The sequence below is a fragment of the Acinetobacter sp. VT 511 genome (assembly GCF_001077515.1).
Lineage (GTDB): Bacteria > Pseudomonadota > Gammaproteobacteria > Pseudomonadales > Moraxellaceae > Acinetobacter > Acinetobacter schindleri.
The window spans coordinates 21287-45107 of record NZ_LFRE01000033.1 but is presented as its reverse complement, the minus strand read 5'-3'; the positions used below and the strand labels follow the sequence as shown (position 1 = coordinate 45107).

The following is a 23821-nucleotide window of genomic DNA, read 5'->3' as shown; positions in this document are numbered from 1 at the left end:
TTATCATCTATTTAAATTTTCTATAAATCCTCGCCCTTAATATAACAGAGCCACTATAAAAAAAACTATAGTGGCTCTGATTTTTTATGAAGTTTTGCAAAATAATGTCAGACAACGACAATAAATTACAAATCAATCATTAAGCACGTGCGCTTGATTCGCCAGACTCACGATCTAGACCAAATGCAGTGTGAAGCGAACGTACCGCAAGTTCCAGGTAGTTTTCTTCAATGATCACTGAAATTTTAATTTCAGAAGTCGAGATCATCAGAATGTTAATGCCTTCGTCTGCAAGAGCAGTAAACATTTTACTTGCTACGCCTGCATGTGAACGCATACCTACACCTACGATTGATACTTTTACGATGTCATCACGAGTCGCTACTTCACGTGCACCAATCGCTTGCGCTGTTTCTTCAAGGATTTTTTTCGCTTTTGCAAGCTCGCCACGGTTGACTGTGAACGTGAAGTCGGTGGTGCCATCTTCTTCAACGTTTTGGATGATCATATCGACTTCGATATTGGCATCACCAATTGGTTTTAAAATTTTAGAGGCAATACCTGGTTCGTCTGGAACACCCAGAATAGTCAGTTTAGCTTCGTCACGGTTAAACGCGATACCAGAGATAATTGGCTGTTCCATGTTGTCTTCCAATTCAGTAGTGATAAGGGTTCCGACGTTGTTTTTGAAGTCTTCATCAAATGCGCCATCGTTGTCGTTGTCGAAGCTTGAAAGTACACGTAATGGCACTTGGTATTTACCTGCAAACTCAACTGAGCGAATTTGAAGGACTTTAGAACCAAGGGATGCCATTTCCAGCATTTCTTCAAACGAAATACGGTCAACTTTTTTCGCTTTTGGTGCAACACGCGGATCAGTTGTATAAACACCATCTACATCTGTGTAAATTTGGCATTCATCAGCTTTTAATGCAGCGGCAAGTGCAACACCAGAAGTATCTGAACCACCACGACCTAGAGTCGTTGTGTTGCCATTCGCATCAAAGCCTTGGAAACCTGCCACGACAATGACACGGCCAGCATCTAGGTTTTCAGTCAAAACATCGGTATCAATCGATTCAATACGAGCCTTGGTGAAAGCGCTGTCGGTTTTAATCCCAACTTGGCGACCAGTCAAAGATTTAGCTTCAACACCGATCGAGTTCAATGCCATTGCTAACATCGAAATCGTTACCTGTTCACCGGTAGAAACCATTTGGTCAAGTTCACGCGGGTCAGGGGTTTCGGTAATGGCTTTCGCTAAAGCAAGTAAGCGGTTGGTTTCACCACTCATCGCTGATACAACCACCACCACCTTGTGGCCGTGGTCATGCCAGCGCTTCACACGACGAGCAACATTTAAAATGCGCTCGGGAGTACCCATTGAGGTACCGCCATATTTTTGAACGATTAATGCCATAGTTGTTCCATTCAAACCATGACCCTGATGTTCCAATCAGGGTCAGTTACACAAAATGAAGTTTTTATTTTGCTTCAAGCCAAGCTGCTAGATCAGCCATCACTGTTGCAAACTTCTCGTTAAGTGGCGCGCCACCTTGTGCCAAGTCAGGTTTACCACCACCTTTACCACCAAGCTCAGTTGCCAAGTGTTTGATGATGTCACCCGCTTTAATAGAAGCAGTAAAGTCTTTCGCCACAGATGCGATCAAGCTCACCTTGTCACCCTCTACACCTGCAAGAACAATCACTGCATTTTCTAATTTAGATTTCACACCATCGTGCAAGTTGCGAAGTGCTTTTGCATCCATGCCTTGAACGGTTGTGATCAGTGTTTGACGACCTGCAATCGTTTGAACTTGGCTTAACAGTTCACCCGCTTGTAGGCTTGCCAATTTTTGAGTCAGTTGTTCGATTTGTTTTTGCAAGCTTGATGCTGTGTCAACAATCGCTTCAACTTTCTCTAAAGTTTGGTCTTTTTGTGCTTTCAATAAGCCATTAATCGTGTTGATGTCACGATCCGCCTTTTGAGCAACTTCAATGGCTTTAGTGCCTGTCACCGCTTCAATACGACGCACACCGGCTGCCACACCACCTTCAGACGTGATTTTGAACAGGCCAATGTCACCTGTACGTTTTACGTGAATACCACCACATAGTTCGATTGAGAAGTTTTTCTCTTCAATCACTGAACCCATAGACAGTACGCGTACTTCGTCACCGTATTTCTCACCAAACAACATCATCGCACCTTTTGCTTTCGCAGATTCGATATCAAGCAGTTCAGTCGTTACTTCAGTGTTGGCAATCACTTCAGCATTCACAAGACGTTCAATTTCTTGAAGTTGTTCAAATGTCACAGGTTGGTCGTTGGCAAAGTCGAAACGTAATACGTCAGACGCAACCAATGAGCCTTTTTGCTGTACGTGTGAACCTAAAATTTGACGAAGCGCAGCATGTAGAAGATGCGTTGCAGAGTGGTTACGTGCAGTCGCTGCACGGATGTCTGCTTTTACAGTCGCTTCTACATTTTGAGTAACTTTCAGGTTACCCATGGTCACGATACCTTGGTGAACGAACGCACCGCCAGATTTCTTGGTATCTTGAACTTCGAAAATACCGGTATCGTTTTTAAAGATACCTGTATCGCCGATCTGACCACCGCTTTCTGCATAGAAAGGTGTTTGATTCAGTACGATTAATGCTTCATCGCCTTCAACCACTTCATCGACTTGCTCGCCATCTTTATAGATTGCGATGATTTGACCTTCACCCGCAGTTGCATCGTAGCCGTCAAATTGAGTTTCACCTTCAACTTTCACAACAGAGTTGTAGTCGATCGTGAATTTACCGGCATCACGTGCACGTTGACGCTGAGCAGCCATTTCAGTTTCAAAACCAGCTTCATCAATCGTTAAATCACGTTCACGTGCGATGTCCGCTGTAAGGTCAGTTGGGAAGCCATACGTATCGTAAAGTTTGAATACAACTTCACCTGGAATCACGGAACCTTTCAGTTGAGCTAATTCACCTTCAAGCAATTTCAAACCTTGCTCAAGTGTTTTTGCAAATTGCTCTTCTTCTTTCAGAAGTTGCGCTTCGATACGAACTTGTTGTGCTTCAAGTTCAGGGTAGGCAGCACCCATCACTTCAATCAAAGGCTTCAACATTTTGTGGAAGAATGAACCTGTCGCACCCAATTTGTTACCGTGACGAACTGCACGGCGGATGATACGACGTAGGACATAACCACGACCTTCGTTTGATGGATTTACGCCATCAGCGATGAGGAATGAACATGAACGTGCATGGTCAGCAACCACTTTAAGTGATGCAGGGTATTCAACTGGTTTGCCTTCAGCTTGTGCTTTCGCTTCAAGTTCAGCTGTATCTAAACCAATGATTTCCGCAGCTGCTTTTAACAAATGTTGGAATAGGTCGATTTCGTAGTTTGAGTTGACGTGTTGTAGAACTGCCGAAATACGCTCTAAGCCCATACCTGTATCAACAGAAGGAGCAGGAAGAGGGTGAAGCACCCCATCAGCAGTACGGTTGAACTGCATGAATACGTTGTTCCAGATCTCGATGAAACGGTCGCCATCTTCTTCAGGTGTGCCCGGTAAACCGCCCCAAATGTGATCGCCATGGTCATAGAAAATTTCAGAACATGGGCCACAAGGACCTGTATCGCCCATTGCCCAGAAGTTATCTGATGCGTATTGACCGCCTTTGTTGTCACCAATACGGATAATGCGAGATGCATCCAGACCGATTTCTTTGTTCCAGATGTCAAAAGCTTCGTCATCGGTGTGGTAAACCGTGGCATAAAGTTTGTCTTTAGGAAGACCTAACCATTTTTCGTTGGTTAAGAAATCCCAAGCAAATTTGATCGCATCACGCTTGAAGTAGTCACCAAACGAGAAGTTACCCAGCATTTCAAAAAATGTGTGGTGACGCGCTGTGTAGCCAACGTTATCTAAGTCGTTGTGCTTACCGCCTGCGCGTACGCATTTTTGTGAAGATGTTGCACGGACATAATCGCGTTTTTCCAGACCTAAGAAGCAGTCTTTAAACTGGTTCATACCGGCGTTGGTAAACAATAATGTTGGGTCGTTGGCAGGAACCAGAGAACTCGACGCGACACGTGTATGCCCTTGCGATTCAAAGTAGCTTAAAAAAGCTTCGCGAATTTCAGCTGATGTCATAAAACGAGTACTCACAACCAAGTCACTCCATAATTTCTGATTGGGCAAAAGCAGTGCAGTCTGACAAGAAGGTTGGTTCTTTGCTGCAATGCGGGGCTTAAATTTTTAAAAACGCCAAATTATAACGGAAAATGCCTGTTCGACCAATGATTTTCATATTTATAGATCATAAAACTCTAAGGAATGAATATTGGTAAATTCTGGAAAATGACTACAAAATCAAAAGCTATTGTCAGAACAGCAATTTATTTCAAATCTGTCAGGATTAAAGAGAATATTCACGATGATAAAGCATAAATTATTCGGTGAAATATTGGACATGCTGTGTAAATTTTAAAGGATTTGGCTGAATAGTTATCAGTCAGCTGTATAATTCCATTAATATAGGGCACTCAAAGTTTTATGCTGCTTAAGGGAATGTCGATGCAACGTATCGCAATTAATGGTTTTGGGCGAATCGGACGCAATGTGTTACGTGCATGGTTTGAAAATCCGAAAGATTTTAATTTTGACATCGTTGCTATTAATGACATTGCCGATGTGGAAACTTTACTGCATCTGTTCAAATACGACACCACTCATGGCCGCTTTCCAGGGCAGGTCGATCTCAGCTATGAACAGGAACGTGTTTATCTGCATGTGTCTTATCAGGATGCCAGTTTAAAAGTCGAAGTCCTGCGTCAAGCCAGCCCGGCTCAGATGCCATGGCAAGAACAGAATGTTGATGTGGTACTGGAGTGTACCGGTCTGTTCCGTTCCCGTGAAGCAGCGACACAGCATATTACTGCCGGTGCCAAACGTGTAATTATTGGTGCAGCGCCATTTGACAGTGTAGATGCTGCAATTGTTTATGGCGTGAACCATCGTGATGTGAAAAACAGTGACCAGATCATTTCCAGCGTATCTTGTACCACGCAGGCATTAGTGCCGCTGGTTAAAATCATAGATGATGCTTTCGGTATTGATACCGCGCTAATGACTGAAATTCATGCGGTCACTGCGGATCAATCAGTCCTAGACCATGCGCATCGTGACTTACGTCGTGCCCGAGCTTCAGGGCAAAATATTATTCCGACGACGTCATCTGCTTTAGGCGCACTCAAGCAGGTCATGCCGAAAATGGAAAACCGGATTGATGGTTATTCGATTCGTGTACCGACCATTAATGTGGCAGCGATTGATTTAACTTTTGTAACTCAAGCCAATATTACCGATCATCAGCTGAATGACGTCCTAATCAAAGCAGTGGCTCAGGACTATACTGAAATCATGTCGATCACGGATGAACCTTTAGTCTCTTCCGATTTTAATCATTCACCATATTCATTGATTGTGGATATGACCCAGACCATAGTCGTAGGCAAGCAGGCCAAAGTATTTGCCTGGTATGACAATGAATGGGGTTATGCCAACCGGTTACTAGATTTATGTCATTCCTTTAATGCATAAAGCGCTCTAATCTATGGCTTAAGTAAATTTTATTCTCAAGTATATTGATGTATAAAGAAAATTAATCTAATTTGCCAGTCGATATCTGGTGCTGGCATTCCGATAAAATCGTTACAATATCGCCTGTTTTTTTGATTATGATAAAACTCAGGCGACCAACTAGAAGAGCAAAAGCAATGTTATTAATGTGGGGCTTTATTACACTCCTGACACTGGCGGTGATTTTCCTGATCTGGCTGCAGTTCAATCAGGTTGAAACTGGTCCTGAATTGGAGGGTGTTGCGGTCGAGCAAAAGGTCGCGAATCTGGAAGATAATCTAAAAAAGACCTTAGAGATTATGCAGGATCTGGCTAAAAAGATGCATGTACAGCAAGAAGTACTGGACCAGACCACGACCAAACTAAAACAGGTCGAATTACAGAATGCCGAGCTGGTGCATCTGCTGGCAAAAGTGGTTGAACCAAAACAATAATCTTCGAAAATGGTTTTCTGATTAAGCAGTCTAAAAGAGCGGGCTGCGTGAAACTCCTGCCGAAATTACCCTCATCATAATGGTAGGCAGCATGCCGAAACCTGATGTATTACATATAGATGTAGGCTAAATTTAATCTAATAACGAAGTGTATTTGTATAATGAAGTGCAGCGTATTGTCCTGTTAACTTCAAATTTGCCTGAATAGTGCTGTTTTCTTAGGTATTCAAATCCGTGCATCTTGCATTTATGCGGGATTTTTTTAAACATTTAAAAATGAATTTTTCTGAAGTATTTGCTGGTTATTTTGGAAAGTATAGAGTTCAAGATAAAACCTTAAAGTTTTTTTAAGGAATAAAATTTTTAAAATCATGTTGATACTTTAGCTTTTGATATCTTTTTAATTGACTTGGCCCAAGTCTTCACCGCCGGATTTTCATTATCAATGTTAGTCATTTGATCAGTCAGAGAAAATTATAAAAATTGCGATGCACAGCCTAAATGATCGTGCTAGACTAGGAGAAATCGGGTGTGCTCCCGATTTTTTTATGCGGATTTGTTCCGCGCTGACAAGAATTTAGGTTTACAACATGCCCATTTCAGAGACATGGTTATTACCTGATGGTGTAGCTGATGTATTACCAGAACAAGCGCAAGTCCTTGAGCATTTGCGTCGTAAATCACTGGATTTCCTCGCATCTCGAGGTTATCAGCTGGTGTACACGCCATTCATTGAATACATTGAATCTCTATCTTCTCTCTCAGAATCGAATCAGGATTTAGACTTAGCCACTTTTAAAGTGATCGACCAGCTTTCTGGCCGTTTGCTTGGTGTGCGTGCCGATATGACACCACAAGTGGCTCGTATCGATGCACATGTACATCCAGTGGAAGGTGTAGCACGTTATTGCTATGCAGGTACTGTACTTCATACCAAGCCACAGGGTTTTAACACCACGCGTGCACCGCTGCAGCTGGGTGCAGAATTATTCGGTTCAGACAGTATTGATGCCGATGTAGAAATGATTGACCTGATGGTGAGTCTGATTCAGGAATCTGGTCTGGCAGATGGTATTCACCTTGACTTGGGTCATGTCGGTCTGTTCCGTAGTCTTGTAGCTCAAGCGGGCTTAAGTAAGGCAGCTGAACGTCAATTGTCTGACCTGTATCAGCGTAAAGCATTGCCAGAACTGCAAGAGTTTACTGCGACACTAAATCAGGGTCATGATTTCTACGTATTGGGTCGCTATGCAAGTGACTTGAATGCATTACAAACACAATTGAGTGCTGAAGTGCTGGCGAATCCAGACTTTAAACAGGCACTGGATGCATTGATCACTACTCAACAGGAAATCCAGGCACGCTGGCCGAATCTGGAGATTGGTGTCGATGTGGTTGAATTGCGTTCTTACCATTACCACACTGGCCTGATGTATGCCGTGTATGCACCAAACCGTGCTGCACCACTGGCACAAGGTGGCCGTTATGACAGTATTGGTCAACACTTTGGTCGTGCTCGTCCTGCAACCGGTTTCTCTTGTGACTTGTATAGCTTAAGTGCAGGCAAATTTGAAACTGCACAGATTATTGTTGCGCCTAAAGGTAATGATGCTGCTTTGCTTGATGCGATTCAGGCAACACGTGCACAAGGCTTAAGTGTAATTCAGTTATTAGGTAATGACGGTTTAAACTCGGTGCCGTATGCAACTCACCAGCTGGTGAATGTTGACGGTGAGTGGACAGTCAAAACAATTTAATGGTCAGGCTCAGTATTCATGTCGCTGGGCCAGGCTTTTCAACTTTAACAGCATGATGTAATGAGGCTATTATGGGCAAGAATGTTGTGGTACTTGGTACCCAATGGGGCGACGAAGGTAAAGGTAAAATCGTCGACCTGCTCACAGATCAAGCGGCAGCAGTTGTACGTTATCAAGGCGGTCACAACGCAGGCCATACTCTTGTAGTTGGTGGTAAAAAGACAGTTCTTCACCTCATTCCATCAGGTATTTTACGTGAAAACGTACTGTGCTTAATTGGTAACGGTGTGGTTCTTTCACCTGAAGCGCTCATCAAAGAGATGGATATTCTTGAAAAAGAAGGCGTGCCTGTTAAAGAGCGTCTGCGTATTTCTCCAAACTGTCCTTTGATTCTTCCAAACCACATTGCGCTTGATCAAGCACGTGAAATCAAACGTGGTAATGCGAAAATTGGTACGACTGGTCGCGGTATTGGCCCAGCTTACGAAGATAAAGTGGCTCGTCGTGCAATCCGTGTTGCTGATCTGGTACGTGGTGGTGAACATCTTAAAGCGCAGTTAACTGAGCTTCTTGAATACCATAACTTCCAGTTAACTCAATTCTACGGCGTAGAAGCTGTTAAGCTTGAAGAAGTACTTGCACTTTGCGACCAATGGCGTGAAGTGGTTGCGCCGCTTGTTATCGACGTAACAGGTGAGTTGCATAAATACCGTAAAAACGGTGATAACATCATGTTTGAAGGTGCGCAAGGTTCACTTCTTGACGTTGACCACGGTACATATCCGTACGTGACTTCTTCAAATACGACTGCGGGCGGCGTAAGCTCAGGTTCAGGTCTTGGTCCATTACACCTTGATTATGTATTGGGTATTACCAAAGCATACACAACACGTGTAGGTGCTGGTCCATTCCCAACTGAACTTGTGTACGATGCTGCAAATGATGTTGGCGATGCAATCGGTAAACACTTAGGTACTGTAGGTTCGGAATTTGGTGCGTCTACTGGCCGTCAACGTCGTTGTGGCTGGTTCGATGCTGAAATCCTGCGCCGTTCAGTAGAAGTAAACTCACTTTCAGGTATTTGCCTGACTAAACTTGACGTTCTTGACGGTTTAGAAGAAGTAAAAATCTGTGTAGGTTACGAAGCTGCTGATTCTGGCTGTGTAGGTTCTTCTGATGCACTTGCATTCGAAACTTTAAGACCGATCTACGAAACGATGCCAGGCTGGTCTGAGTCTACTTTCGGTGCCAAATCATTAGATCAATTGCCACAAGCTGCAATTAATTATGTGAAACGTCTTGAGCAATTGATTGAATGTCCAATCGACATCATTTCAACTGGTCCAGACCGTGAAGAAACAATTGTTCTTCGTCATCCGTTTGATGCTTAATCCTTTAAGCTGAAATGAGAAAAACCCTGTGAATTTCACAGGGTTTTTTTATAACGTATCGAGTAAGGAATACTGGCGCACGACTAAAGTTGCATCACAGAGTGATGTGTAATGCTGCTGTGCTTGTTAGAATAAATATTAAAGAAAATATAAGAGCTTGCAGGATGCAAAAAAATATCTCGGCAACCATGTTCTATTCGTTGCTATTTGCCATGGGCGGGGCTCCCACCATTGCCATGCTGATTATTCGTGCTCAAACCAGTAATCCTGAAATTATCTATAATGCGCTGGTAGGCTTAAGTGTCATTATTGCCTGCATATTGGTGCCAGTGATCCTGATCCAGAACGCGATCCTGTTTGCCAAGCGCAAAAGTGAAAGTCTGGAGTTGAAGATCCAACCTTTGAGCCAGTTTTATCTGGTTTTAAATGTACTTTGTCTAATTTATTGGCTTAGCATACAATTCATCACCTGAAATATTACATAAATGCTAAAAAGATGAAGTAATTACACGTTTCAGGTATGGCGATGTTTCAATTATAATTTTTATCAAGTATTGTGCCTTGAAACTGGGGTGGAGAATCTATAATGAAAAATAAATTTTTGTTCAGCATGTGTGCGGCTACAGTCGTCACTTTATCAGGTTGTACCACTGTCGCTGATATAGCGGGCGCGGATACATCAACCTTAAACGCTGTAGCGACACAAGGCTTTAACAAGACCGTTCAGGAAGCACGTGCTGCCAATACACTGGATACGTCTTCTGCTACTTATAAGCGCATCAACACTGTATTTAACAAATTGCGTCCTTATGCAGACCAGCTGAACCAGACAGGCACCCGATTTGACTGGCAGCTGGCTGTACTGAAGAGCGATCAGGTCAATGCTTATGTTGCCCCAGGTGGTAAGGTGGTGTTCTATACGGGTATCGTCAATAAATTGAGCTTAACTGATGCTGAAATTGCAGCAATTATGGGTCATGAAATGGTGCATGCGCTAGAAGAGCATTCTAAACAGAAGATTGGTGCTCAGGCACTGACTGACTTGGCTTTAGGTATTGGCCTGAGTGCAGCAGGTGTGGGTCAGGGTGGTGCAGCAGCTGCACAGCTGGGTAGCCAGATTGGTATTGGTCTACCATACTCACGTAACTTGGAAAGCCGTGCTGACCAAGGTGGCTTAATGTTGATGGCTCGTGCAGGTTATAACCCGAATGCTGCAATTACTCTTTGGGAAAAAATGAGTAAGCAAACCAGTAGTGGTGTCGCGTTCTTATCGACTCACCCATCAAGCAGTCAGCGTATTGCCGCAATGCGTCAAAATCTGCCAGCCGCAATGCAGATTTATAACCAACGTAAATAACCATTGCTTGAATTATAAAAAAAGCAGGGCAGAGGCTCTGCTTTTTTATGCCTGAATAAAATATATAGGCAACAAAAAAAGGCAAAGTTTTCACTTTGCCTTTTGCACTTCAGATCAATCAATCTTAGTGGTGGTGACCGCCTGCACCGTGTACGTGACCATGGTCAAGTTCTTCTTGAGAAGCTTCACGGATTTCCACGATTTCAACGTCGAAAGTCAGGTCTTGGCCAGCAAGTGGGAAGTTCGCATCAACAACAATGTTTTCGCCTTCAACTGCTTTAACAGTTACGATTTGAACGCCGTCATCAGTTTGCGCCTGGAATTGCATACCAGGTTGGATGTTGTCCACACCTTGGAACATTTTCGCAGGAACTTCTTGTACTAGCTCTGGGTTGTATTCGCCATAGCCTTCAGCTGCTGGAACAGTTACAGTGAATTTGTCGCCTACAGTTTTACCAAGTAGTGCATTTTCAAGGCCAGGAATGATGTTGCCTGCACCATGCAAATATGCAAGTGGTTCACCTTGAGATTTATCGAGAGTTTCACCCTCTGCGTTAGTCAATGTGTAGTGGAAAGAAACCACGAGGTCATTTGCAACTGCAGTCATGATATTGATCCAATCAAATTTTTTAAGAGATACATCATAAAGTGAAATTGAGTTTTTGTAGACTAAAATTAGCAAAAAAAATGCAATTTCCCTATATAAATGCTGATTTTTTCATTGATGGGGGCGCATCTGTAAATTTCAATGCAATTTTATCTTCGGCGAGATTTTTCTTGTAACGAAGTCTTTTACCGTCATTACCCCAGCCTGAGTATAGCCCAAGATCGTGGCCTGATGCAGCCGATATAATGAAACATACATCGACTTGGCGACAAAGCCCTGTACATTGACCTGACCGAGTAATTCACCTACGGCTTTATTTTCACTTAAGGACACCAGAGAACCTTTATCCGAGAAGACAAACATCGGTAACTGTGTCTGACCATTCGCACGTAATCGTAAAGAATTGACAAGGAAACTGGCCTGCTGGCTTGCAACCTGTGCACGTGGTCCCAAGACGGGTTCATCAGCTCTAGGCTTGCAATGTGCACAATCCCCAAAGGCAAAAATATTCGGATCTGCGGTCGTCTGCAATGTCGCATAAACTTTAAGGCGATGAATATTGTCTCTTTCCAGTCCCTCAAGTTGCGTGAGTACCTCAGGCGCCTTGATCCCGGCTGCCCAGACTTTTACTTCTGCTTCCAGACTTGAACCATCTGCAAAATAAATATGCTCTTCATCGACTTTAGCCACACGATGTTGAGTCAGTACTTCAATACCTAGCTGTTTCAGCTGCTTCATCGTGTGCTCAGCAACTTTGGAAGACAGGGCAGGAAGAATACGATCTGCAGCTTCAATCAGGGTAATTTTGACCTTATTCGGATCGATCTTGTTTAGACCATATTTATGAAAATTATTCTTGGCAGAAACCAGTTCTGCTGCCAGTTCAACGCCTGTAGCACCTGCACCGATAATAGCAATTTTCAGTTCACGGCTATCTGCTTCATTCTGGGCATTTAAGTAAAGATGCAGCAGGTCTTGCTGGAAAATATCCGCCTGTTCGCGGCTGTCGAGGAAATGACAGAACTGTTTGACACCTTCAGTATTAAAGTCATTTGAAGTGGAGCCTAAAGCAAGCACCAAGGTGTCATAGTCAATGCTTCTATTCTTGGTAGGTTGGACTTTTTTAGAAAAGTATTCGGTTTCAACCAGAATCTGTTTGGTTTCACGGTCAATATTTTTAAACGTGCCCAGAACAAATTCATAATGATTTGCTGCGGCATGGGCAAAATAATTGGTTTCTTCTTCATGCGGATTGAGTGTTCCCGCTGCAATTTCGTGAAGAAGAGGTTTCCAGATATGGGTCAGCTTCTGGTCGATCAGGGTAATCTGGGCCTTACCATTTCTGCCTAAGCTTTGTCCTAACTGGGTAGCCAGTTCCAGACCACCTGCACCACCACCTACAATCACAATTTTATGGGCTGTCATACCTTGTTAACCTATTTATTTTTTTAATGAAATAGAAAGAAAACATACTATGACAGGCTTAAAATAAGGTCTTGATAAGAATTGTTATACAGCTTACAAATTGTAGCAATTCAAGGATATAAATTAATAATGTCTTTTATGGAGGTTGCTATTGGTAAAATTAAAAATAAATGCAGGCAATAAAAAAAGGACGGCTAATTAATATAATTGCCATCCTTTGTCTGTCTCAGATTTTATTTGCCAATCGGATACAATATAACGTCTGCATTCGTACTTGAGAATAGGCCAAATAACCATTGCAGGAACTTTTCAAAGAAATTCGATTCTTCAATATCGACCTGATCTTCAATCAGGATGGTACGAATCAACTGATTATTCTGATAGACGTTTACCGTTGCCAATTGCATGACTTTTGCCAGTGGCGCGGTCAGTTGGGTCTCATTCACTTCAATGTTTAAGTGGGTCTGAGTTTCGCGTAATGGCTCAATGCTTTGTAGAGTATCATTCCCTGTATCTAACATCACGCGTTGAGTACTTTGATCAAACTGGTTCAGGTCAATGCTATAGCTCTGATCATAGAGTGAAGTAGTAATTAATTCAGGTTTTTTGGTCGCTACCTTAAACATTTTCAGGGTAGATTGAACCACAGGCAGTTCGGCCAGCACTTGCTTGTCCTTGAGTGCTACCTCATTGCGGGTATAGGTATAGGCCAGGTTCATTAGCTTATGAGCGACTTCCGCACGTTTTATAGCGCTTTTGCTCCCCATCACCACGACGATTAAACGACGGTTAGATAAACTCATGTCCATGCTTGGACGGATCGCAGTTGCAGCCAGGTTATAACCTGCAGCACGGGTAAAACCAGTTTTCAAGCCGTCTACTGTTGGGTCTATTTTTAGCAATAGATTGGTGGCACGGTGAAAATGCTGGTTATAACTGAAGCTCTGTTGCTTGGAATAGAACAGATAGTTTGGCGTTTCATTGACCAAAGCCTGAGATAGTTTGGCCAGGTCGGCTGCTGTGGAATAATGCTCAGGCATGGTGATACCAGCTGGATTCTGGAAATGAGAATGGGTCATTCCTAAAGCCTGTGCTTCCTTATTCATACGCTCCACAAATTTGGGTACGCTTCCAGAAATTTTTTCCGCCAACGTCACTGCGGCATCATTGGCAGACATTATAATTAAGCCTGCCAATAACTGATCTACTGAAATCTGATCACCTTCTTTTAGGTACATCTGGGATTCATCCCACATCACCATATTGACTACAGACGTTGCAGTTATTACTTCATTTTTATCTAATTTTCCGGCCTGAATTTCCTTGAGCGTGATATAAGCTACCATCATTTTGGTCAGGGAAGCCGGAGCACGTTGCAGGTCTTCATTATGTGAAGCAATAGTCTGACCGGTCTGGCTGTCCAGAATGGTCCAGGCTTCTGCCTCAACACTTTCAGGATTAATATTAAGTAGGGCAGCATGCGAGATTGCGGACATAAAAAAGCACAATGTCGCAATCAGTGAGGCGATAAATTTCAAGGGAGTTCCTTATTCGACCAGTCCATTGGCGAGCAAAAAAAATTTTAGGCATGCTAAGCCTTTTTTTTTGTCATGGCTAGTACTCATTGTAGACATTTAAGACACTTCCGCAATGTATTGGAAAAAAATGTTAAGCTTAGACTTAACACATTCTAATTTCTTTTGAATCGCCCATTATGTTGCATTATCAAATCGAATTTGACGATTATCGTCAGCATCTTGTTCACGTGACTGTTCGCTTTTTAGCAGACCCTACACAGGTGTTGTCTTTGCCAACGTGGATTCCGGGCAGTTACCTGATTCGTGAATTTTCCAAGCACATTGAAGGGGTGAAAGCCTTTGATGAAGCAGGACGCCAGCTGAAAATCCAGAAATTTGAAAAGAATAAATGGCGCCTGTTTAATACCGACCATGAACTGATCACGGTTGAATATGATGTCTATGCCTATGATCTGTCCGTACGCGGTGCGTATGTCGATGAAACACGTCTATATGTGAACCCGGCCTGTGCTTGTCTGGGGCTGGAAGGACAAGAAAGTAAAGCGATTGAAGTTGAAATCTTCCTGCCAGATGAACTGAAACACTTCCAGTTAGCAACCGGTATGGCATCCAAGAGCCTGGTCAAAGGCCGCTATACGCTTAAAGCAGAAAATTATGCCGAGCTGATCGATTCACCATTTGAACTGGCAGAACAGACCCGTTTTAGCTTTGAAGCCAATGGTATTCCGCATGAGTTCGTGGTTTCTGGCAAACATGAGATGAATGCTGAACGCATGCAGCAGGATCTGGAAAAGATCTGTAGTACCGAAATTTCTATGTTTGGTTCGGCGCCATTTAGTAACTATACCTTTATGACCATGGCAACAGGCAACAGTTATGGCGGTCTGGAACATCCAAACTCAACCAGTCTGATTACACCACGTGACGATCTGCCGAAAGCCAACGAGCCGGAAGAGCCATCGAAGGATTATCAGCGTTTCTTAGGTTTATGTAGCCATGAATATTTCCACTCTTGGTTAGTGAAATTTATTCGCCCTGATAACTTTGTGAATTACGATTTAAACAAAGAAGGCTACACCTCTTTACTTTGGATCTTTGAAGGATTTACTTCTTATTATGATGATCTGATTCTGCTACGTAGTGGTGTGATTAACCAGGAATCATATATTGCTTTACTGAAAGCACAGATTGACCGTTATTTGCAAAACCCAGGTCGCTTTATTCAAAGTGTGTCTGAATCAAGCTTTGATGCCTGGGTGAAATTCTATCGTCAGGATGAAAACTCGAATAATGCTGGCACCAGCTATTACAACAAAGGTTGTTTAGTGGCACTTTGCTTAGATTTAGGCTTGCGTCTACGTGGTTCAAGCCTGGATGCCTTGATGCGCAAGTTGTATGAAAATGCGCAAAATGGCATTCAGGTGAACGAGCGTACTATCTTCGAGTTATGTGAAGAATTGACTGGCGATAACTGGTTAGAACAGATCAACCATCTGATCAATACCACAGAAGACTTACCACTGGATCAGTTATTCCCTGAGTTTGGGGTAAGCTATACCCTGAAAAATGACAAGTCTCTGCCATTTGGTTTGAAGTTGGTAGATAAGCCTGAAGGTGTATTCATTCAATCCGCTCGTCGTGATAGTGCTGCTGCGAAAGCAGGCCTGTCAGCCAATGATGTGATCATTGCAATTGATGGCTTGAAAGCGACGACAAAGCTTGCCGAAAAATATGCGAAGCAGGAAGGAACCTATACTGTTCATGCATTCCGTCGTGATGAGTTAATGGCCTTTGATATTCAAGCAGCTGGTTCTGCATTGACTGAAGTCGAACTTAAAATTGAAGATCAAACTAAAGCTGAGAAATGGTTGAAAGCGTAATTTGCATAGTTTAAATAAACCATGTAAAACCGGTGCTTAGGCATCGGTTTTTTTATGTGAATATGAATAAGAAGAGTTTAAATTGGGGAATGGGAATTACGGTTGTCTGGTTAGCCATAATTTTTATATTTTGGTTTTTCGGAGATTTGAAAAGTCCAATATCTTTAAATGAATTAGGTGATTTTCTTGCAGGTATTTTTGCGCCTGTAGCATTTCTTTGGCTAGTACTTGGTTATGTGCAACAAGGTAAGCAACTTGAACAAAATACCAAAGCGTTAGAACAACAAGAACAAGCATTACAGCTTCAAATTGATGAGATGAAGGAAAGTGTGAAACAGCAGAAAAGATTGGTTGATGATCAGCAAAAATACTATAATTCTCTGCAAGAATCTGTGAAGCCTATACTAGAGCTTACTCATCCTAAAATTAGATTAAAACCACATTCTATTGATGCACTAGATGCCAATATAGAATATCAAGAAGCACCATTGTTTCAGTTTAGAGTTTTTAATGATGGTAAAGAAAAAGCCTGTTTTATTGAGGTTTTAGGTGGGGTTGATAAGCTAAAATTAATACGAAAATTAAACCGTATAAATGATTTCCAGAGTGTTTGGATAGCATCTTATCTAACAATAAATGAAGCCGAAATTTTAAATAAATGTAATGAAATTAAATACAAAATACTTATTAATTTTGAAGATATTTATGGAAATGAATTTCAATTGGAACACTACTTTAATATTCAAATAAAGAGTAAAAATAAGGTGCTAATTATCAATAGTGAATCAATTTCCCCGATACGTTGAATATCCATAAGAACTTAACAACAGTGGAATATGGTAATGCTCCAAAGTACCATCAATCACAAACACAACCGGAATTTCTGGGAAAAAGGTGCGTTGATTATTTGCCTTAAACCAGTCGCCCGTTTTAAAAGTCACCTTATAAATGCCTTTTTGTAGCGCAGTCTCTTTAGGATAGAATTCTTTAATCCGGCCATTATTATCGGTTTTGGCTTCATTGAGTTTGACCCATTTCTCACCTTGCTGGGCTTCTAAAGTTACCGTGATATTGGCAGAAGGCAGGCCAGTTTCCTGATTTAGCACATGCACACTGAGTGGATTGGCAAAGCCAAAAGTTGAAAGGGAAGTCGCAGCTAAAGCAAAAATAATTTTTTTCATGAGACCCATCACAAAATGAATACTTATAATTATTCTAAAAGACTGAAAAATAAAAAATATTAAAGTTATGTAATAAAAAAAGCCCACCTTCGTGAGCTTTCATTGATTCATTTAAATATTATCCACGACCGCGTCCGCGACCACGTGGTGCTTTGGTATTTGGACGTGTCGTACCATTGGTCTTACGACGTGGTTTTTCACCTTCTTCCAGTTGCCAAACACGTGGAGTACCGGTTTTCTTCTTGGTACCGTCTTTATTCACTTTTTTATTGAGTGGTTTGCCGCCCGTACCACCTGGTTTTTTCACGTAAGAACGTGAACGGTATGGCTCTTCTGCGGGTACATCTTTAAAGTCAGGGTAAAGCAAAGGTTCAATTTCTTTGGTTTCACCTGGTTGCAGACCCAATTGAACCAGATCAATAGAACCGATTTTGGTACGGATCAAACGTAAAGTCGGGAAACCTACGGCAGCAGTCATACGACGTACCTGACGGTTACGGCCTTCACAAATCGAAATTTCTACCCATGACGTTGGTACAGAAGCACGGTAACGAACTGGAGGATCACGATCCCATAACCATTCAGGTTGCTGAACCTTGATTGCTTTTGCAGGTAAGGTCATACCATCTTTCAGCTCTACACCTTTACGTAACTGCTCAAGTGCTTCTTCAGTCACGTCGCCTTCAACCTGAACCAGGTAAGTCTTGAATTTTTTATTGGCAGGATTGGTAATGAACTGGTTTAAACCACCATGATCGGTCAGGAATACCAAGCCTTCCGAGTCCATATCGAGACGACCTGCCAGACGCAGTGTAGGATCATCTACGAAATCAGACATCGTCATGTGTGCTTCGTCTTTACGAAACTGGGAGAGGACGTCATAAGGTTTATTTAGAATGACGATTTTCATAGGAAAAGACTTCTATAATTACAAAAATTTGAAAATGAGCAGATTTCTTCGCGTGGGGATAGTCGTGATCTCCCATTGAAATCTAAAAAACGGTGGATTTATATATGGGTATTATGAGGGAAGACGGCCTTAAAGTGTTGCTTATCTCGAAATATTTTTGAAACTGTTCGCAGTTGAACCTGTGAATAGTATCTTGTAAAAGGGTAAAGTGCAGCTATAAGCGTTAATAAAAATCAAACCTGAATCTGTTTTAAAATTAAACGGAACAGCTCAGCCTGAAAGATCGCATCCTGTAATGCATTATGATTGCCTCTGCTTTGTGGCTTTAAAATTTCAATAATATTCTTTGCCCGTGTATCTGACCAACGTCCGCCAAATGTACCCATATAAAGAGATTTAATATCGAGTGAGGAAACACCAAAAGGATTGTGTCCGATAAATTTATGGAAATAATAATTCATAAAAGACCAGTCAAAACCGGCATTTAATCCGACAAAAATTGGTGTTTCAGATTTGGAAAGATGTTGCTCAAGCCAAGTGGCGCAATTCTGCATCGCAGTGGTGGGGTCTATCCCATTTTTTGTTAAATCTTCTAAATTGAAACCGCTAACGGCCAAGGCTTTCGGGTCAGCTTTATGGGGGACCGGCTTTAATTCACAATAAAACTGGATCTCAGGTTGATCGACAAGACACATGCCGATAGATAGCAAATCATATTCCCCAGGAATCGGGCCGGAAGCTTCAATATCGACGGAAATAAACACTTCTTTTTTAGCCATTTTTGTCTGACCACTCTCATCTATCTGTAAAAATTTTAATCTTGCTTGCCAGGTTTTCTGAATATCCATATTAAAATCACTATTGTGGCAGAGAAGGGACTCTTCCAATATCTTAGATAAACAATACAGGGTTAAAATGACCGAGTTAAAGTCATCATAATCTGTGATCTTTACAGTCGGAACTGACACTAAAATCTTGGCTTCATATTTATAAATCTCAATATATAAATTATACGCTGAGTAATCTCATGTTTCAGTCTGCAAAAATCTGTAAAACTTGTAATTACAAAAAACCATGTCCACTTAAAACAGAATAACTTAGTTAAAGTGTAATTACATTGAAGCAATTAGATACGACTCTGGCATTGGTTATTTATTTATAGTGGTTAGAGTAGAAAAACAATCTTTTTGATCGAGATGAGTAGGAGTCAAAAATGGCTAGATCTCAGGCAAAACATAAGCAGGTTCAGCAAAAGGACAAAAAGGATTCCATGCAGGATGAGGAACAGCAGCAACAGCAGCAACCTCAAAAATCTAAACCATCACGGGCGAAAAAACGTAAATAGTCCATGATTTTGAATTGGTGATAATCAATGACAAAACCCTCTATAAGAGGGTTTTGTTGTTTAGAGGAGAAAAAATAATATTCAAAGGAATCATCAATAAAAATTACAAGAACAGCACGTGTAATCAGATTGAATTGAATAAGATTATTTTAAGAAGTATGAATGAGAAATTGCAGTGCCGAATGTAAGAGCTTCCTTATTATTAATTATTGTATTGATACTTCTGAGTGGCTGTCAGCCACCACCTTCTGGTGAGTCAGCGGGCTGGAAAAGTCCTTATCTATATTGGCAATTGAGAAAAGAAACTTTATCACAACCTTTAACCATTCCAGTCGAAGGTGTGACCCAAAGACAGCTCAATGATACTTGGGGTGCTTCACGAAGTGCAGGCCGTAAGCATGAAGGAATTGATATCTTTGCTCAACGAGGTACACCTGTGCTGAGTGCAACCCAGGGTATCATCAGAAATATTGGAACTAATAACTTGGGCGGTAAAGTGATCTGGATAACAGGACCTGAGCTGAGCCAGCATTATTATGCACATCTGGAGGATTATGCTGAGCATATACAGGAAGGTGACTGGGTGGAAGCTGGCGAAGTCATTGCCTATGTGGGCAACACCGGTAATGCTAAAACCACACCACCACATTTGCATTATGGAATTTATTTTAGTGGGCAGGGCGCAACGAATCCTTATCCTTACTTGAAAGCTGAGGAATTAGAATAAACGCCATAATGTAAGATAAATATAAAAAAATTTATTCTGAAATTGGAAAGGCATAAAATAGCTTATCTCCCGCTTTTCCTGTTTTTATGAGTATTGCCTACAGACCAGATATCGATGGCCTACGTGCTATTGCGGTATCTCTGGTTATTTTCAATCATTTAGGCTGGTCACTATTTTCTGGTGGCTATATTGGTGTAGATATCTTTTTTGTGATTTCAGGTTATCTGATCACCATTATTCTCACACGCGATATTCAGGCCCAACAATTTTCAATTGCAAGATTCTATAAAAAACGTGTAGTCCGTTTGGCACCAGCGTATTTTACCGTACTCGCTGTGGTTAGCCTGATTGCCTGGCAGGTGATGCTGCCGGGTGAACTAACTGAATATTTTAAGAGTTTCATGTATGCCACTGTGCTCATTGCGAATCTCTATATGCGCAATGAAGTGGGGGATTACTTTAGCCCGAGCGTGGAAAATGTACCGCTATTGCACCTATGGTCATTAGGGGTGGAAGAACAGTTCTATATTTTCTGGCCTTTAATATTATGGCTATTTCTTGCCAGAGCATCACGCAAATATCTCTGGTTGATGATCAGTACATTGATTATTGTTCTACTGGTTTATGCTCAGTACCAACTCACGCAAAATCCAGCCAAGGCCTATTACAGCATGCCGGTCCGGGCTTTTGAGTTACTGATTGGCGCATTGATTACCTGTTTGCCACGACCAAAACTCCCTAAAAAATTACTACAGATCCTGGTGTGGCTCGGAGTCTTTGTTTTATTTGCAGCAGCAATATATTTTGATCAATACACGCCATTTCCCGGTCTTATGGCGCTGATTCCGTGTCTGGCAACAGCAGTAATTATTTATCTGGGCCAATCTGTACCCGCAACCAATCTGTTACTCAGTAATCAGCTGAGCACCTGGATCGGAAAAATTTCATATCCGCTGTATTTATGGCACTGGCCGATTATCGTGCTATTTGGCATTTATATGCTGCCACTCAATACAGAAAATCAGATCATCATTCTCCTGCTGTCAGTGCTTTTGGCATTTCTTACCTATCAGCTGGCAGAACAACCCCTAAAACGCTTTGTAATGGCTGCCAATTACAAGGTGATTCTTCTCGGATTTGTAATTCCTGCGATCATCTTTATTGTTATCGCTCAGATTATTAAAAACAATGAGGGTTTTCCTGATCGGTTTCCACCCTCCGTATATGTCAAGCAGGAAGCATTGCAGGCTTATGCGCATGTGATTCGTAGCCAGTGTATGGATACGAATCCGAAAACCTTACCTGATCCCAAAGATTGCATATTAGGACACACGAAGGATGATATTGATTTCTTATTGATCGGTGATTCACATGCCAATGCCTATACTGCAATGCTAGATGAATGGGCTAAAGATGCCAATTTACGTGGTTATGATATTGCCCAGAGTTCAACTTTTTATTTGCCTGGTATACAGCGTTCTGAGTTAAAGCTCGGACGTTGGGAAGAACTCATTAAGTTTCAGCAACGTAATAATGCTCTTACCGAACATCTGTCTAAAACCCATTATCCAATGATTATTTTAGCCGGTTCTTATGCGCCATATTTTGGAGATGAGGTAAAACTTAAAGATGGGATTCATCAGCGCAATAATGAAATCTTTAAAGTCGGCTTGATGAAAGCGCTAGAAATTGCCCACAAAGCGAGTGATCAAGTAGTAATACTGAACGATGTACCACGATTGGATTGGGATGGAATACCTTCAGACTGTAATATCCGTAACGAGATTCTAAATCGACATGCACAATGTACGGTTTCTAGAAAAAGCTACGATACTTATCTAAAACCATTTAATCAGATTCTGGCTGAAGCCAAACTGAAATACCCTGATTTGAAAATCATTGATCCAACCAAAGTGATCTGTGATCAGCAGGTATGTAAGATCATCGTGAATGATGTGCCTTTATATCGCCTAAAAGATGATAACCATATTAATGATCAGGGTTCACGTCAATTAGGGATTGAATATCTGAAACAATTTGGTAATCCACTAAAAGACTTAAAAGCAAATTAATTATAAAAAAACCGCGCTATTAAACGCGGTTTTTTTATCGGTGCTATTAACGAATTTTTGCCAGGAAACGGCTCAAACGGTTAATAGCTTCACGCAGTTCATTTTCTGCTGGCAGAAATACTACACGGAAATGATCCGGAGTTGGCCAGTTAAAGCCTGTACCTTGAACCAGCAATACTTTCTCGGCACGCAGCAGATCCAGCATCAGTTTTTCATCATCTTCAATCGGGTAAATTTCCGGATCCAGACGCGGGAAGCAGTACATTGCACCTTCTGGTTTCACACAAGTCACACCAGGAATTTCATTGAGCATTTCCCATGCAATATTGCGCTGCTCATACAGGCGACCACCTGGGCGGATCAGGTCATTAATTGACTGGTAACCACCGAGAGCAGTCTGAATTGCATATTGAGCCTGATGGTTGGCACAAAGGCGCATCGATGCCAGCATATCCAGACCTTCGATGTAATCTGCTGCACGAGACTTATCACCCGTAATAGCCATCCAGCCAGAACGGTAACCCGCAATACGGTAAGCTTTAGATAGGCCATTGAAAGAGATACATAGCTGATCACCGGCAAGTGATGCAACGGCAACATGCTCAACACCGTCATAAACGATCTTGTCATAAATTTCGTCAGCAAACAAAATCAGGTCGTGCTTTTTCGCCAGATCCACGATTTGCTGTAATACGTGACGTGGATAAACTGAGCCTGTCGGGTTATTCGGGTTAATGATCACGATACCGCGGGTATTTGGTGTGATCTTGCTTTCCATATCTGCGATGTCTGGATACCAGTAATTTTCTTCATCACATTTATAGTGAATCGCAGTACCACCAGACAGGTTCACTGCCGCAGTCCACAACGGATAATCAGGCATTGGAATCAGCATTTCATCGCCGTCATCCAGCAAGCCTTGCATTGCCATTACAATCAGCTCGGACACACCGTTACCCACATACACATCATTGACGTGCATATCTAGAATGCCTTTTTGCTGGTAGTACTGACAGATCGCCTTGCGTGCCGGGAAAATACCTTTTGAGTCGGTATATCCAATCGCATTTGGCAGGTTGAGTGCCACATCATTGATAATTTCTTGGGGTGCTTCAAAACCAAATGGAGCAGGGTTGCCGATATTCAGCTTAATGATCTTATGTCCGGCTTCCTCCATCTCGTTGGCCGCTCGTAACACTGGTCCGCGAATGTCGTAGCATACATGCTCGAGTTTAGACGATTTTTTGATTTCGCGAGATTTTTGGAAAGTGTTCGGCATTTTGATGTTCTCTGAAAGAGTGGAGGTCACTTTTGCATAACGATATAAATAGCTTTTAAATGTCTCAGTGGTGACTAGATCGAGATCGTGCTCATCTCGGAGTAATGCAACAATTTTTTCATGCGTAAATCCAAGCTGTTGATATTGTTTAATCACCGGCAATAGATTTTTAAAAATTACGCTTTTTTTTTGCGACATTATTTAATCCTGAGCAAATTTAGTACCAAGCCTAACACTAAAATTGCTCACAAAAAAGCATTTAATGAA

The 23821-nt window shown here is 41.9% G+C and carries 20 protein-coding genes; 11 read left to right on the top strand and 9 right to left on the bottom strand.

The genetic code is table 11. The features are described from left to right. Positions 1-139: 139 nt before the first annotated feature. Positions 140-1420, bottom strand: a complete 1281-nt coding sequence (locus ACS72_RS01705) for an aspartate kinase (RefSeq protein ID WP_048881035.1) — start codon at positions 1418-1420, stop codon at positions 140-142. Between the two features lie 64 nt (positions 1421-1484). Further along, positions 1485-4178, bottom strand: a complete 2694-nt coding sequence (gene alaS, locus ACS72_RS01700) for an alanine--tRNA ligase (RefSeq protein WP_171249831.1) — start codon at positions 4176-4178, stop codon at positions 1485-1487. A 408-nt stretch (positions 4179-4586) separates the two neighbouring features. Here alaS and ACS72_RS01695 point away from each other — a divergent pair, with 408 nt between their 5' ends. From ACS72_RS01695 to ACS72_RS01670, 6 genes are all read left to right on the top strand, one after another. Beyond that, positions 4587-5612: a type I glyceraldehyde-3-phosphate dehydrogenase gene (locus ACS72_RS01695; protein WP_048881033.1), complete on the top strand. Its 1026-nt coding sequence runs from the start codon at positions 4587-4589 to the stop codon at positions 5610-5612. Positions 5613-5788: 176 nt separating this feature from the next. Beyond that, a complete protein-coding gene (locus ACS72_RS01690) occupies positions 5789-6085 on the top strand; it encodes a hypothetical protein (protein WP_004892573.1) in 297 nt (98 codons plus the stop codon). 590 nt (positions 6086-6675) lie between these two features. After that, the gene (locus tag ACS72_RS01685; protein WP_048881032.1) at positions 6676-7842 is read left to right on the top strand and encodes an ATP phosphoribosyltransferase regulatory subunit; all 1167 of its coding nucleotides are present in this window, start codon (positions 6676-6678) and stop codon (positions 7840-7842) included. 71 nt (positions 7843-7913) lie between these two features. Next, the gene (locus tag ACS72_RS01680; protein ID WP_048881031.1) at positions 7914-9233 is read left to right on the top strand and encodes an adenylosuccinate synthase; all 1320 of its coding nucleotides are present in this window, start codon (positions 7914-7916) and stop codon (positions 9231-9233) included. Between the two features lie 164 nt (positions 9234-9397). After that, on the top strand, positions 9398-9706 hold the full coding sequence (locus ACS72_RS01675; RefSeq protein ID WP_048881030.1) for a hypothetical protein: 309 nt from the start codon (positions 9398-9400) through the stop codon (positions 9704-9706). Between the two features lie 113 nt (positions 9707-9819). Next, positions 9820-10590, top strand: coding sequence for a M48 family metallopeptidase (locus tag ACS72_RS01670; RefSeq protein ID WP_048881029.1), 771 nt, complete (start codon positions 9820-9822; stop codon positions 10588-10590). A 124-nt stretch (positions 10591-10714) separates the two neighbouring features. On the opposite strand, the gene slyD is transcribed toward ACS72_RS01670, so the two are convergent. From slyD to ACS72_RS01655, 3 genes are all read right to left on the bottom strand, one after another. Continuing rightward, positions 10715-11197 carry a peptidylprolyl isomerase gene (slyD, locus tag ACS72_RS01665; protein WP_004815419.1) on the bottom strand — a complete coding sequence of 161 codons (483 nt, stop codon included), beginning with the start codon at positions 11195-11197 and terminating at the stop codon, positions 10715-10717. Positions 11198-11335: 138 nt separating this feature from the next. Beyond that, positions 11336-12622 (bottom strand): NAD(P)/FAD-dependent oxidoreductase, encoded by a 1287-nt coding sequence (locus ACS72_RS01660; protein WP_048881028.1) that lies wholly within the window; start codon positions 12620-12622, stop codon positions 11336-11338. A 233-nt stretch (positions 12623-12855) separates the two neighbouring features. Next, complete coding sequence (locus ACS72_RS01655; RefSeq protein ID WP_048881027.1) at positions 12856-14160, bottom strand: D-alanyl-D-alanine carboxypeptidase family protein; 1305 nt, start codon at positions 14158-14160, stop codon at positions 12856-12858. A gap of 176 nt (positions 14161-14336) precedes the next feature. On the opposite strand from ACS72_RS01655, the gene ACS72_RS01650 reads away from it, so the two are divergent. Further along, positions 14337-16040, top strand: a complete 1704-nt coding sequence (locus ACS72_RS01650) for a M61 family metallopeptidase (RefSeq protein WP_048881026.1) — start codon at positions 14337-14339, stop codon at positions 16038-16040. 62 nt (positions 16041-16102) lie between these two features. Further along, the gene (locus ACS72_RS18585; RefSeq protein ID WP_048881025.1) at positions 16103-16846 is read left to right on the top strand and encodes a hypothetical protein; all 744 of its coding nucleotides are present in this window, start codon (positions 16103-16105) and stop codon (positions 16844-16846) included. On the opposite strand, the gene uraH is transcribed toward ACS72_RS18585, so the two are convergent. The 3 genes from uraH to ACS72_RS01630 all read right to left on the bottom strand — a co-directional run bounded on the left by uraH (position 16826) and on the right by ACS72_RS01630 (position 18979). Continuing rightward, positions 16826-17221, bottom strand: coding sequence for a hydroxyisourate hydrolase (gene uraH, locus ACS72_RS01640; RefSeq protein ID WP_034425031.1), 396 nt, complete (start codon positions 17219-17221; stop codon positions 16826-16828). The two genes, ACS72_RS18585 and uraH, sit on opposite strands and share 21 nt — an antisense overlap. A 118-nt stretch (positions 17222-17339) precedes the next feature. Continuing rightward, a complete protein-coding gene (locus ACS72_RS01635; protein WP_004815429.1) occupies positions 17340-18131 on the bottom strand; it encodes a pseudouridine synthase in 792 nt (263 codons plus the stop codon). Positions 18132-18364: 233 nt separating this feature from the next. Then, positions 18365-18979: a 3'-5' exonuclease gene (locus tag ACS72_RS01630; protein ID WP_249888251.1), complete on the bottom strand. Its 615-nt coding sequence runs from the start codon at positions 18977-18979 to the stop codon at positions 18365-18367. A 365-nt stretch (positions 18980-19344) separates the two neighbouring features. On the opposite strand from ACS72_RS01630, the gene ACS72_RS18860 reads away from it, so the two are divergent. The 3 genes from ACS72_RS18860 to ACS72_RS01620 all read left to right on the top strand — a co-directional run bounded on the left by ACS72_RS18860 (position 19345) and on the right by ACS72_RS01620 (position 22275). Beyond that, positions 19345-19476, top strand: coding sequence for a hypothetical protein (locus tag ACS72_RS18860; protein ID WP_283936047.1), 132 nt, complete (start codon positions 19345-19347; stop codon positions 19474-19476). A gap of 175 nt (positions 19477-19651) precedes the next feature. After that, complete coding sequence (locus ACS72_RS01625; RefSeq protein WP_048881023.1) at positions 19652-20203, top strand: M23 family metallopeptidase; 552 nt, start codon at positions 19652-19654, stop codon at positions 20201-20203. Positions 20204-20289: 86 nt separating this feature from the next. Continuing rightward, on the top strand, positions 20290-22275 hold the full coding sequence (locus ACS72_RS01620) for an acyltransferase family protein (RefSeq protein ID WP_008306706.1): 1986 nt from the start codon (positions 20290-20292) through the stop codon (positions 22273-22275). Positions 22276-22321: 46 nt separating this feature from the next. Here ACS72_RS01620 and ACS72_RS01615 read toward each other — a convergent pair whose 3' ends face one another. After that, positions 22322-23752, bottom strand: a complete 1431-nt coding sequence (locus tag ACS72_RS01615) for a pyridoxal phosphate-dependent aminotransferase (RefSeq protein WP_008304293.1) — start codon at positions 23750-23752, stop codon at positions 22322-22324. Positions 23753-23821: the final 69 nt, after the last annotated feature.